Source organism: Microbacterium sp. NPDC091676 (assembly GCF_044756645.1).
In the GTDB taxonomy this organism is placed as follows: Bacteria; Actinomycetota; Actinomycetes; order Actinomycetales; family Microbacteriaceae; genus Microbacterium; species Microbacterium paraoxydans_D.
Genome location: NZ_JBIVTI010000002.1, coordinates 404445 through 416834 on the forward strand (window position 1 = coordinate 404445; position 12390 = coordinate 416834).

The 12390-nt window shown below is 71.4% G+C and carries 11 protein-coding genes; 2 read left to right on the top strand and 9 right to left on the bottom strand.

Annotated features, from left to right (window positions below; translation table 11 throughout):
• Positions 1 to 24 precede the first annotated feature (24 nt).
• The 5 genes from ACIQID_RS15085 to gabT all read right to left on the bottom strand — a co-directional run bounded on the left by ACIQID_RS15085 (position 25) and on the right by gabT (position 6781).
• On the bottom strand, positions 25 to 1491 hold the full coding sequence (locus ACIQID_RS15085) for an NAD-dependent succinate-semialdehyde dehydrogenase (RefSeq protein WP_312675566.1): 1467 nt from the start codon (positions 1489 to 1491) through the stop codon (positions 25 to 27).
• Between the two features lie 14 nt (positions 1492 to 1505).
• Positions 1506 to 3062 (bottom strand): APC family permease, encoded by a 1557-nt coding sequence (locus tag ACIQID_RS15090; protein WP_400286582.1) that lies wholly within the window; start codon positions 3060 to 3062, stop codon positions 1506 to 1508.
• Positions 3062 to 3946: a universal stress protein gene (locus ACIQID_RS15095; RefSeq protein WP_071328919.1), complete on the bottom strand. Its 885-nt coding sequence runs from the start codon at positions 3944 to 3946 to the stop codon at positions 3062 to 3064. Before ACIQID_RS15095 ends, ACIQID_RS15090 begins: the two co-directional genes overlap by 1 nt.
• A complete protein-coding gene (locus ACIQID_RS15100; protein ID WP_071328920.1) occupies positions 3946 to 5328 on the bottom strand; it encodes an NAD(P)/FAD-dependent oxidoreductase in 1383 nt (460 codons plus the stop codon). The genes ACIQID_RS15095 and ACIQID_RS15100 overlap by 1 nt, the downstream gene beginning before the upstream one ends.
• A gap of 91 nt (positions 5329 to 5419) precedes the next feature.
• Positions 5420 to 6781: a 4-aminobutyrate--2-oxoglutarate transaminase gene (gene gabT, locus ACIQID_RS15105; protein ID WP_400286587.1), complete on the bottom strand. Its 1362-nt coding sequence runs from the start codon at positions 6779 to 6781 to the stop codon at positions 5420 to 5422.
• Between the two features lie 93 nt (positions 6782 to 6874).
• On the opposite strand from gabT, the gene ACIQID_RS15110 reads away from it, so the two are divergent.
• On the top strand, positions 6875 to 8383 hold the full coding sequence (locus ACIQID_RS15110; protein WP_400286590.1) for a PucR family transcriptional regulator: 1509 nt from the start codon (positions 6875 to 6877) through the stop codon (positions 8381 to 8383).
• Between the two features lie 29 nt (positions 8384 to 8412).
• Here the strand turns inward: ACIQID_RS15110 and ACIQID_RS15115 are convergent, their stop codons facing one another.
• Together ACIQID_RS15115 and ACIQID_RS15120 are read right to left on the bottom strand one after the other, a co-directional pair.
• The gene (locus tag ACIQID_RS15115; protein WP_331202012.1) at positions 8413 to 8802 is read right to left on the bottom strand and encodes a riboflavin kinase; all 390 of its coding nucleotides are present in this window, start codon (positions 8800 to 8802) and stop codon (positions 8413 to 8415) included.
• Positions 8799 to 9308 (bottom strand): flavin reductase family protein, encoded by a 510-nt coding sequence (locus ACIQID_RS15120; RefSeq protein ID WP_400286594.1) that lies wholly within the window; start codon positions 9306 to 9308, stop codon positions 8799 to 8801. The genes ACIQID_RS15115 and ACIQID_RS15120 overlap by 4 nt, the downstream gene beginning before the upstream one ends.
• A gap of 103 nt (positions 9309 to 9411) precedes the next feature.
• Between ACIQID_RS15120 and ACIQID_RS15125 the strand changes: the two genes are divergently transcribed.
• Positions 9412 to 10005 carry a PadR family transcriptional regulator gene (locus tag ACIQID_RS15125; protein WP_400286597.1) on the top strand — a complete coding sequence of 198 codons (594 nt, stop codon included), beginning with the start codon at positions 9412 to 9414 and terminating at the stop codon, positions 10003 to 10005.
• 22 nt (positions 10006 to 10027) lie between these two features.
• Here ACIQID_RS15125 and ACIQID_RS15130 read toward each other — a convergent pair whose 3' ends face one another.
• Both ACIQID_RS15130 and ACIQID_RS15135 read right to left on the bottom strand, forming a co-directional pair.
• Complete coding sequence (locus tag ACIQID_RS15130; protein ID WP_400286600.1) at positions 10028 to 10912, bottom strand: ribokinase; 885 nt, start codon at positions 10910 to 10912, stop codon at positions 10028 to 10030.
• Positions 10905 to 12284: an NtaA/DmoA family FMN-dependent monooxygenase gene (locus ACIQID_RS15135; protein ID WP_400286603.1), complete on the bottom strand. Its 1380-nt coding sequence runs from the start codon at positions 12282 to 12284 to the stop codon at positions 10905 to 10907. Before ACIQID_RS15135 ends, ACIQID_RS15130 begins: the two co-directional genes overlap by 8 nt.
• Positions 12285 to 12390: the final 106 nt, after the last annotated feature.

A 12390-nucleotide genomic window follows, 5' to 3' on the forward strand; every position in this document is an offset into this window, starting at 1 on the left:
TCTCTCCTCCTCTTGCCGTGCCGGTCAGGAGACCGGGATCAGCGTGTACTTGGTGGACAGGTACTCGTGGATGCCCTCGAAGCCGCCCTCGCGGCCGACGCCGGACTGCTTGACGCCACCGAAGGGAGCCGCCGCGTTCGAGACGACACCCACGTTCAGCCCCATCATGCCGGTCTCCAGCGCGTCGATCATGCGCTGACCGCGCTGCAGGTTCTCGGTGAAGACGTATGAGACGAGGCCGTACTCGGTGTCGTTCGCGAGGCGCACGGCCTCATCCTCGGTCTCGAAGGTCGCGATCGCGAGCACCGGGCCGAAGATCTCCTCGCGGAGGATCGCGGAACCGGGGACGACGTCGGTGAGGACCGTGGGCTCGTAGAACGTGCCGGTGCCCTCGAGCGCCTTGCCGCCCGCGAGCAGGGTCGCGCCGCGCTCGACGGCGTCGTCCACGAGCTCGCCGGCCTTGGCCACAGCGTCCTCGTCGATGAGCGGGCCGATCGCCACGCCCTCCTCCGTGCCGCGGCCGATCTTCATGCCGTTGACACGCTCGGTGACGCGCTTGGCGAACTCGCCCGCGACGTCCTTGTGCACGATGAAGCGGTTCGCCGCCGTGCAGGCCTGACCGATGTTGCGGAACTTCGCGGCCAGCGCGCCCTCCACGGCCTTGTCCAGGTCGGCGTCGTCGAACACGACGAACGGGGCGTTGCCGCCGAGCTCCATCGACACCCGCAGCACGCCCTCAGCCGCCTGGGCGATGAGCTTGCGACCGACCTCGGTGGACCCGGTGAAGGACAGCTTGCGCAGGCGCGGGTCGGCGATGATCGGCGCGGACAGGGCGCTCGACTTCGAGGTCTGCACGACGTTGACGACGCCCTTCGGCAGACCGGCCTCCTCGAGCAGCGTCGTGAAGAAGATGGTCGTGAGCGGCGTGAGTGCCGGGGGCTTGATCACCACGGTGCAGCCGGCGGCGAGGGCCGGGGCGATCTTGCGCGTGGCCATCGCGAACGGGAAGTTCCACGGCGTGACGAAGAACGACGGTCCCACCGGGCGCTGCGACACGATCATGTGACCGGTGCCCTCGGGGTTGAGGCCGTAGCGGCCGCTGATGCGCACGGCCTCCTCGCTGAACCAGCGGAGGAACTCGCCGCCGTAGGCGACCTCGCCACGGGCCTCGGCGAGGGGCTTGCCCATCTCGAGCGTCATCAGCAGCGCGAGGTCCTCCTTGCGCTCCTGCACGAGGTCGAACGCCCGGCGGAGGATCTCGCCGCGCACGCGCGGCGCCGTCGCTGCCCACTCGTCCTGCGCGGCGACCGCGGCGTCGAGCGCCCGGATGCCGTCCGCGGGGGTGGCGTCGGCGATCGTGCGGATCACCTGGTTGGTCGAGGGGTCCTTGACGTCGAAGGTCGCGCCGGTCTCCCCCTCGATCCACTCCCCGCCGATGAAGAGGCCGGTGGGGATGCTGTCGAGCAGCGCCTGCTCGTTCTGAGTGCTCATGGATTCTCTCTCTTTCAGACGGACGTGGGACGACGGCGGCGGCTGGGCGGAGCGTCCATACCCAGCGTCTCACCGCGGAAGAAGGCGGGGCGGCGGATGGCGTTCCAGATCATCACGGCGACGCCGACGACGATGATGAGGATGCCGAGGATGAAGACGATGCCGATGCCGCCGATCTCCGACCCGGAGCCGTAGGCCGGATCCATGGAGTCGATCAGCGTGGTGAAGAACAGGATCGCCAGGATGATGCCGCCCACCAGCGGGAACAGGAAGGTGAAGAAGACGTTGCGCGCCGAGTCGAACCACTGCTTGCGGAAGTACCAGACGCAGGCGAACGCCGTGATCCCGTAGTAGAAGCAGATCATCATGCCGAGCGTGAGGATCGTGTCCCACAGCGTGTCCTCGCTGACCACGCGCATCACGGCGTAGAACGCGGAGGCCACGATGGCCGACACGATGGTGGCGTAGCCCGGGGTGAAGAACCGGGGGCTCACCTTCGCGAACGACTTCGGCAGCGCGCCGTAGTGGCCCATCGCGAGCAGGGTACGGGCCGGACCGACGAACGTCGACTGCAGCGACGACGCGGAGCTCGTGAGCACCGCGAGGGAGACGAGGAACGCGAGCGGCCCGAGGATCGGCCCGGAGAGGTGGAAGAACACGTTCTCCTGGATGTCGCCGTTGCCGAGGCCGAGCTCCCCCGTGCCGACGCCCGCGAACATGATCATCGCGACGGCGAGGAGCAGGTAGAGCGAGACGATCGTGAGCACGGTGACGGTGGCCGCGCGCCCCGGGGTCTTCTCCGGGTCCTTCGTCTCCTCGTTCATCGTGAGGGTGACGTCCCAGCCCCAGAAGATGAAGATCGACAGCGACAGACCGGCGGCGACGGCGCTGAACGACGAGATCGCGAACGGGTTGAACCAGTTGAGGTCGAACGGCTGGTAGTCGAAGCCGTTGCCGCCCACGGCCTGCACGATCGCGGCGACCGCGAAGAACACGAGCACGAGGATCTGGAATCCGACCAGCCAGTACTGCAGCTTCTGCGTGGTCTGCATATCGCGGTACGACACCCACGTCGCGCCGAGCATGAAGAGCAGGCAGACGCCGATGTTGATCCAGGTGACGCCGGCGAGATCGGCGATCTCCGCGTTGCCCGTGATCTGCGACAGCAGCAGGAACAGGAAGTCGACCGCGACCCCGGCGAGGTTGGACAGCACGAGGATCGTGGCGACCACGAGGCCCCAGCCCGCCATCCAGCCCACCCACGGCCCGAACGCCCTGGCGGCCCAGGTGAACGAGGTGCCGGAGTCGGGCATGCGGTTGTTGAGCTCGCGGTAGCCGAAGGCCACGAGGAGCATCGGGATGAAGCCGACGAGGATGATCGCCGGGATCTGCGCGCCGACCTCGGACGCGGTGGGGCCGACGGCGGCCGTGAAGGTGTAGGCGGGGGCGATGCACGAGATGCCGATCACGACGGCGCCGATCAGGCCGACGGTGCCGGCGCTCAGGCCCTTCGTCGAGATTCCGGTCGTGACGCCGGATGCGGGCTCCGTCGCCCGATTGGTGCTGCTCATCAGCGGTCTCCTGCTTCATCGCGGGTACGCGGGACGACGATCATGGGGACGGGCAGCTCGTGCAGCATCTTCGCCGCCGTGGAGCCCAGGAAGAGTCGGCGCGGCTGCGCCAGCCGGCTGGAGCCGACGAGCACGACCTCACCGGGGAGCCAGGAGAGCCCGGCGACGGCGTCCTCCACCGTCTCGCCGGGGGCCTCCTCGACGACGGCGCCGAGACCGTCCGGCAGCCGCTCGGCGGCCACGGCCAGCACCTTGTGCGCGTGCTCGCTGCCGGCGAGGCGGATCGCGCCGGTGTCGAGCCCCGGCGGCACGTCGAACGGCACGAGGGAGACCAGTCGGAGGCTCACCTCGGCGGCGCCGGCGAGGGCGACGGCCTGGTCGAGCACGCCCTCCGCGCCGGGACGGGTGCCGACGGCGACGGTGACGCGCGGGAGCACGTGGTCGTCCTGCTGCGCGAGACCGGCCGGCGCGAGAGCCACCGGGATCGGCGAGGAGTGCAGCAGCTCCGATGCGACGCTGCCCAGGCGGTGCCGGCCGAAGAGACCTCCCCCGGCGGTGCCGATCACGATGACGCTGGCGTCGAACTCCTCACCGGCGGCGATGAGTCCCTCGGCGAACGACTCCGAGAAGCGCACGTGGCCGCTGCGCACGAGCTCCTGCGGCAGACGCACGACCGCGTCCTGCAGCCAGCTCCGCGCCTGCTTCCGGATGACGTCCTCGTAGGCGCGCTCCGGCGGCACGGCGGCGCTCCGGGTGCCCTCGGTCGGCAGCACGATCACGAGGTGCAGGGTCGCGCCGATGCTGCGCGCCAGTCGCGCGCCCAGCGCCGCCGCGTCCGCCCCCGCATCCGTCGCCGTGTAGCCGACGACGACCGAGCCGGTCATCAGCCGATGCTCTCGGGAGCGCCGGTCTCGCGACGGGCGTCGACGATGTTCGCCGCGACGAGATGGCCCATGCGGATCGCCCCGTCGACGTGCTGGTAACCCGCTCCGGCCATGTCGCTGCAGGCGAAGTGGATCGGTCCGACCGGCGTGCGCAGGTCGGCGCCGTAGCGGTGCAGTCCGCCAAGGTCGAAGCTCGCGGCGTACGCGCCGCGGGTCCACTCCTCGCTGCCCCAGTCGCTCTCGTAGTAGACGACGGGGTTCTTCGCCTCGGGACCGTAGTAGTGCGAGAGCGACTCGAGGATGCGCTCCTTGCGCTCCTCGGCCGACAGCTCGAACACGCCGTCGGCGTTCGCGTCGGACACGAAGCCGACCAGGGTGCCGCGCTCGTCGCCGTGGTTGGTGTTGTCGTACGCCTCGTGCGAGAGCTCGTACGGGCTGAAGGCCGTGCCGCTCAGGCCCTGCTCGCGCCAGAACGGGCGGTCGTAGACCGCATGAACCTTGATGACGAAGCCCATCGACAGGTGCTGGTGCAGCTGGTGCTGGCGACGCGGCAACGGCGGGACGAAGGAGATGCGGTTGTAGAGGATGGGGGCGTGCGCGAGGATCGCGTACCGCGCCCGGACCGTGAGGTCGTCGGTGGTCGCTACGACCCCGTCATCCGACCACTCCAGGCTGCGGACGGGCTGGTTCAGCAGCACGTCGTCTCCCAGGCGCTCGGCGAGGCGCAGCGGCACCTGCTGCAGACCGCCCACGACGCGCTTGTCGAGGATGAAGTCGGCGTCGACGAGGTTCGAGTACGAGCCGGCGGACGCCGCCATGAGCAGCGACTGCAGCAGCGAGAACGCGTGAGTCGGCTTGGTCAGCATCGCCGAGCCGGTCGCGAAGGCGAGGTTGCGCACGGCCTCGTCGTCGTCGGTCTGCGCGCGCAGCCAGGCGTCCCAGGAGATCGAGTCCCACTCCGCCGCGTTCGGGTGCTCCCACGGCCGGTCCGGGTCGATCTCGGCGACGAGGGCGTCGAGGATGCCGGTGATGCGGGCGATCACGGCCTCGGTCTCCGCCGACACGGGGAACATCTCGCCCGTGAAGCGGTGGGCCTGGCCATCCGGGCCCACGTAGACGCTGTCGCCCTCGCGGTACCGGCTGTAGGTCTCAAGGCCCAGCTCCTCGATCGTGTCCTTGAGCGCGTCCTGGTCGGGCGAGACCCACTGGCCGCCGATCTCCAGCATCGCACCGTCGATCACGTCGGTCCACAGCCGGCCGCCCACGCGGTCGCGGGCCTCCAGCACGGCGACCGACAGTCCGGCCTTCCGCAGGTCGTTGGCCGCCGTGAGCCCTGCGGCTCCGGCGCCCACGATCAGCACGTCGCGCGTGATCTCAGCCATCTGCAACTCCTTCGTCGTCGGGGGATGCGGGGGAAAGAAGTACCGGTCGCGTCCCGAAATCCCCCGATCCGGGGACGCGACCGGACAGATGTCAGGCGCCGGCGAGCGCCTCGGCCACGACGTCGAGGCCCTCGTTCAGCAGCTCGTCGCCGATGGACAGCGGCGGCAGGAAGCGGATGACGTTGCCGTACGTGCCGCAGGTGAGGACGATGACGCCCTGCGCGATGCACGCCTTGGCCACAGCAGCCGTAAGCGCGGCGTCCGGAGCGTTGGTCTCCGGGTCGACGAACTCGGCGGCGACCATCGCGCCGTGACCACGGACGTCGCCGATGCGGGCGTCCTCGGCCTGGAGGGCGGTGAGCCGTCCGATGAGGATCTCGCCGATCTCGCGGGCACGCTCGATGACGCCGTCGTTCTCGAACACGTCGATCGCCGCCAGCGCCGCGGCACAGGCGATCGGGTTGCCGCCGTAGGTGCCTCCGAGACCGCCGGAGTGCGAGGCGTCCATGATCTCGGCGCGGCCGGTCACGGCCGCGAGCGGGAGCCCGCCCGCGATGCCCTTGGCGGTGGTGATGAGGTCGGGCTCGATGCCGAAGATCTCGCTGGCGAACATGTGGCCGGTGCGGGCGAAGCCGGTCTGCACCTCGTCGGCGATGAAGACGACGCCGTTCGCGCGGCACCAGTCGACGATCGCGGGGAGGAAGCCGTCTGCGGGGACGATGAAGCCGCCCTCGCCCTGGATGGGCTCGATGATGACGGCCGCGAGGTTGTCGGCACCGATCTGCTTCTCGAGCTGCAGGATGACGCGCGCCGCGGCCTCCGTGCCCTCGAGCCCGTCCCGGAACGGGTACGACATCGGCGCGCGGTAGACCTCGGGGGCGAACGGACCGAAGCCGCTCTTGTACGGCATCGACTTCGCGGTCAGCGCCATGGTGAGGTTCGTGCGGCCGTGGTAGCCGTGGTCGAACGCGACGACGGCCTGACGACCGGTGTGCTTGCGGGCGATCTTGATCGCGTTCTCGACGGCCTCCGCGCCGGAGTTGAACAGGGCGCTCTTCTTGGCGAAGTCGCCGGGGGTGACGCGGTTGAGCGCCTCGGCGACGCCGACGTACGACTCGTACGGCGAGATCATGAAGCAGGTGTGCGTGAACTGCGCGGCCTGCGCGGCGACGGCGGCGGCGACCTTCGGGTGCGCGTTGCCGACGGTGGTGACGGCGATGCCGGAGCCGAGGTCGATGAGCGAGTTGCCGTCGGCGTCGACGACCACCCCTCCCCCGGCCGCGACGGCAGCGACGGGCACGGTGTGGCCCACACCGGCGGCGACCGCGTCCGCCTTGCGGGCGAGGACCTCGGCCGACCGCGGGCCGGGGAGTTCCGTGACGAGGCGACGCTCCTGCGGGAGGTCGGGGCCGCCGAGGGGGACTGCGGGTGCTGCGGTGTCGAGGAGAGCCATGCCGCGAGCGTACGGCGACGGCGAAGACGGCCGCATTCGCCCGCTTGTACAATCGGAGAATTGATTTCGCCGTCCCGTACAACCGGAGATCGCATGCCTCCTACCGAGCCCTCCACGCTGTCCGCCCTGCTGCGGCGTCGGGATCTCGACCTGCGTCTCGTCTCCGCCGTCGCCGACCTGCCGGACGGCGCCCTCGACCGGCCGCTGCGCTGGGTGCACAGCTCGGATCTCGCGGACCCGACCCCGTTCCTCGCGGAGGACCTCGTCCTGCTCACGACCGGCACCCAGTTCGACGATGCGGACGACATCGCCCCCTACGTCGTGCGTCTCGCCGAGCGCGGCGTGCTGGGCCTCGGGTTCGGCACGGACGTGCACCGCTCCGGCACCCCGGAGGAGCTGATCGCGGCGTGCGCCGCACAGGGCATCCCTCTGTTCGAGGTGCCGTACCGCACGCCGTTCATCGCCGTGGCCCGCGCGCACTCCGAGGCGATCGCGGCGCAGGCGTACGCCCGACGCACCTGGGCGCTGGACACGCAGCGCGCCCTCGCCCTCGCCGCGCTCCGGCCGCGCGGGCTCGAGGCGATCATCACCGAGCTCGGCCGTCGGCTCGACGCGTGGGCCGGGATGTTCGACGCGACGGGCGACCTCCTCGTCACCCACCCCCGGGACGCCCTCTCCGCAGGCGTCCGGGAGGAGCTCGGGACGCGGGTCCAGGAGATCCTCGACCGCGGACTCGAGGCGGGGCAGTCCCTCACCCTCGATACGCACACTTTCATGCTCTTCACCGTGGGACGCGGCGGGCACCTGCGGGGCGTCCTCGCCGTGGAGGCGGACGCCCTCGACCAGGAGGCCAGGGCCGTCGTCACCTCGGTCATCGCGATGGCGGGGCTCGCGCGGGAGCAGAGCGAGCAGCTCGCCCGCGGCCGACGCCGGCTGCACACGCAGCTGCTGCGCTCGCTCCTGGGCGACGACCCCGGCCTCGCCCGCCGGGTGCTCGGCAGCCTTCCGCCCGCCCCCGTGGTGGTCGCCGTGACAGGAGACGCCCCGGCGGAACCGCTCCTCGACTGGTGGGAGCGCCGACGCCTCGAGCACGGGACCCCGGCCTTCCTCGCGGACTCCGAGGACGGGGTGGTCATCTGCGTCTCCGCGACCGACGAGTCGCTCCTCGACGACGTGGCCGCCCGCTTCAGCGCCCGGGTCGGCATCTCCGCGCCGGAGGGGTACGACGCCTTCTCCCGAGCCCACGCGCAGGCCCTCGTCGCCCTCCGGCAGCCGGGCACGAGCGGTGCCGTCCGCTACGCCGACACGGTCGGATCCAGCCTGCTCACGGCCCTGGCGACGGATGAGGCCCGGCTCGTCGCGGAGTCGCGGCTCGCCCCGCTCCGGGAGCACGACGCCGCCCACGGCACCGCGCTCGAACACGCGCTGCGCACCTGGCTCGACCACGACGCGCGCGCCGAGCAGGCCGCGGCCGCCCTGGGCATCCACCGGCACACCCTCCGCTCCCGGGTCTCCCACGCCGGAGCCCTCCTCGGGGCCGACCTGACGACCTTCCCCGCCCGGGCCGAGGTGTGGGCCCTCCTGCAGACCGCGCGCGACTGACCCGGCCCCAGAACCCGCGTCGACGGCGCTCAGCCGGCGAGGAGCCGGCGGGACGCCGCGATGTCGGCGGCGGTCCGGGCGACGAGCTCCTCGACCGCGTCGAAGCGCAGCGTCGGCCGGAGCAGCGCCACGAGCTCGACCGACAGCCGCTGTCCGTAGAGGTCGCGGTCGACGTCGTGCAGGTGCACCTCGAGACGCCGCGCCCGGTCGCCGCAGAACGTGGGATTGACGCCGACGCTCGCGGTCGCCTCCCACCGCCGGTCGTCGCCGGGCAGCCGCGCCCAGGCCGCATAGATGCCGTCGTCGGGCAGCAGCCGCTCGGGCAGGGCGAGGTTCGCGGTCGGGAAGCCGAGCAGCCGCCCACGGCCGTCGCCGGGGACGACCAGGCCGGAGAGCACCGGGAGCGCCGGTCCGCTCACACGTCTCCGGTGGGCGAGATCGCGCGGTAGCGGCTCTGATGGAACACGAGCGGCTCGACGCCGTCGAAGAGCGTCACGTCCTGGATCTCGTAGAGCGCGATCTCGTGGTCGCCGCCGTCGAACGTGCTGTGCAGACGGCAGGTGAGCCAGAGCGCGGCGTCGTCGATCAACACGGCCCCACCCTCCGAGCGATGCCAGCCGTGGCCGCCGAACCGGTCCCCTTCGCGTGCGGACAGCGAGCGGCTGAGCGGCTCGTGGTGCGCGGCGAGGACGCTCATCCCCAGTTCGGGGACGGCGCGCAGCACGGGCCACGTCTTCGAGGTGCGGGCGGCGCTGACGGCGACGAGCGCGGGCTCCAGCGAGATCGAGGTGAAGGAGTTGACCGCCATGCCGACGGCGCGGTCCTCGACGTGGGCGGCCAGCGCGACCACACCGGTCGGGTAGACGGAGAAGGCGCGACGGAGAGCGCGGTCCCGCGGCAGGGCGTCGGTCACGGCAGTGGTCATCACGAGGTCCTTTCGTTAGTCAACTTTGACTAGTTTGAATCATATGCATTTTTGACCATGCAAACAACAGGTTTCGCGACACCGAGCCGTTAGCATGAAGCGCATGTCGACCACCCGCCTCGTCGTCCTCGGCGCCGTCAAGCAGTTCCAGCCCGTGCACGGCTACTTCCTCCGCCGCGAGCTCATGACCTGGCACGTCGACGAATGGGCGCACATCCAGCCCGGCTCGATCTACAACGCCCTCCGCGCACTCGAGGTCGACGGGTACGTGGCGGAGAGCGGCACCGAGACCGAGGGCAAGCGCCCGGCGCGCACCACCTACCGCATCACGCCGGCCGGCGAGGTGGAGCTGCAGCGCATGCTGCGCGAGAACCTGTGGAATGTCGCGGCTTTCGACACCCAGGCGATCATGACCGTGGCGTCGTTCATGTTCGTCCTCAGCCGGCAGGAGGTCATCGCCGGGCTCGAGCATCGGCTCATCAAGAGCGACGCGATCATCACGCAGAACGGCTTCGACGTGCAGGACACCCTGCGCTCGGAGACGACCCCGGAGTACGTCCGCGAGATCTTCGACCTCTCCACCGCCCGACTCACCGCCGAGAAGGAGTGGCTCCTGACGCTGCTGGAGCGGCTCCGTGCCGGGGCGTACACGTTCGCCGGTGAGGCGACGGAGACGGAACCCGCTCCCCTGCGCTGACCCGCAGGGCGCACGGCGGGACTCAGCGTCCGGCCACCAAAGCCTCCAGGGCGGCGACGGACAGCGCCGGAGTGGTCGCGCCGCGATGCCGGGCCACGATCGCCCCCGCGGCACAGGCGCGCACGAGAGCGTGCTCGATGTCGTGACCCTGGGCGAGCCCCGCGGCGAGCGCACCGCAGAAGGCGTCCCCGGCCCCCGTCGTGTCGACGGCGTCGATGCGGAAGGCCGCCACGTGCACACCGGGTCGTCCCGGCCGGTGCAGCGTCACGCCCGCGGCCCCCTCCGTGAGCACGACCGCTCCGGCACCGGCGCCGAGGAGCCGCTCGACGCCGCCGAGCTCCGCGCACTCCGTCTCGTTCACGACCAGCACGTCCACCTCCGGGAGCAGCTCGACCGCCGCCTCGTGCGCGGGGGCCGCATTGAGGATCGTGCGCGCCCCCGCGCCCCGAGCGGCCACGAGGGCGGCGGCGACCACCGCGGAGGGCACCTCGAGCTGAGCGAGCACGACGGCCGCCCCGTCGATCCCGGGCAGGGCGTCCTCCGGAGTGAGCTCGCCGTTCGCGCCGGCCGCCACGAGGATGCTGTTGTCGCCGTCGTCGAAGGCCAGCACATGCGCGACCCCGGTCGGCGCGGACGCGGAGCGGCGGAGCGCGGCGTCCACGCCCGCCTCCGTCAGCGCCGCCTCCAGCACGGCTCCCGCCTCGTCCGCTCCGACGACACCGCAGAACCGCGTCGCGGCTCCCGTGCGCGCCGCCGCGACGGCCTGGTTGAGGCCCTTGCCGCCGGGGAAGCGTCCCCCAGCCCGACCGAGCAGCGTCTCGCCGACGCGGGGTGGGCGCGAGACCTCGACCACGAGATCGAGATTCGCGCTTCCCACGACCGCGACGCCGGCGAGGGTCTCAGACACGGGCCATCGACTGCCGGAACGACGAGCCCACGTGGGACTCGGCGAGCGCGGGCGTCGGGGTGCCCATCAGGCGTTCCCGCAGCGACTCCGGCTCGGCGGCGGGGTCGGTGATCGCCCCGCGCTCCTTGAGGATCGGCAGCACGTGCTCGATGAAGTCGGCGGTCGACGCCGGCGGGATCACCGGGGCGAAGAGGAAGCCGTCGAGGTCCGCGCCGTCGGCGAGCTCCATCATCCGGTCCGCGACCTGCTCCGGCGTGCCCACGATCGGGCGGGCTCCTACCCCGTGAGCGTGCCAGTCGCCCAGGACGTCGCCGACGGTCTTGTCGGCGAAGCGGGCGACCTGCGTCTGCGAGAGTTCGGTGCTGAGCTCGGACATCGGCGTGCCCGGATCGTACGACGACAGGTCGAGCCCGGTGAACCAGGCGTAGGACGCCACGGTGACCTCGGGGTTCTGCGCGTCGGCGACCTCCGCGTAGGTGCGGCGCGCCTCCTCCTCGGTGCTGCCGACGACCGCGGCGAACGCCGACATGATCTTCACCTCGTGCGCGCCGCGGCCGTTCTTCACCGCCTCCTCGCGGATCGCCGAGGAGTGCCCACGGAGCTGCTCGACCGAGCCGCTCCCCACGAAGATCGCCTCGCCGTGCTTGCCGCCGAACTCGCGTCCGGCGGGCGACGCCCCGGCCTGGAACAGCACCGGCGTGCCCTGCGGCGAGCGCTGCGTGTTGCCGTAGCCGTGCGAGCGGAAGTAGGGCCCGTCGTGCGCGATGCGGTGCACCTTGGAGGGGTCAGCGAAGCGGCCGGCCTTGTCGCGCTCCAGGGCGCCCTCCTCCCAGGCCTCCTCCCACAGCTTGTAGACGACCTGCATGAAGTCGTCCGCCATCAGGTAGCGCTCGTCGTGCCCGACCATCGGCACACCGAAGCCCTGCACCGCGGTGTCGGCGGTGCCGGTGGTGACGACGTTCCAGCCGATCCGGCCGCCGGACAGGATGTCGAGGGTGGCCAGGCGTCGGGCGAAGGAGTAGGGAGGCTCGAGCAGGGTCGACCCGGTGGCGACGAGGCCGAGGCGGGTGGTCTCCGGGATGAGCGCGGCGAGGATGATCGCCGGGTCGAGCCGCGGCAGGTCCAGGCCCTCCACCGAGCAGATGTCCGGGCGCTCGCCGGCGACGTCGGCCCAGCCCCACGCGTCGGCGAGGAAGAGGAAGTCGAAGCCCGCGTCCTCGACCAGGCGCGCGGTGTCGCGCCAGTAGTCGAGCTTGTCGAAGAGGTAGCGCCGGTTGTCGGGGTGGCGCCAGGTCGCGGTGCCGGAATCGTTCGCCTGGGCGTTCTCGAAGAGTCCGAGCCGCAGGGTCTTCACGGGGTGCTGAGCGGTCATGGCGGATGCCTTCCTGGGAGTGGGGGATGGTGTCGTTCGGAGTTTCCGGGCACGCCGGGGGAACCCGGGGGCGCAGGGGTCGCGCCCCCGGGACCGGGGGGTCGTA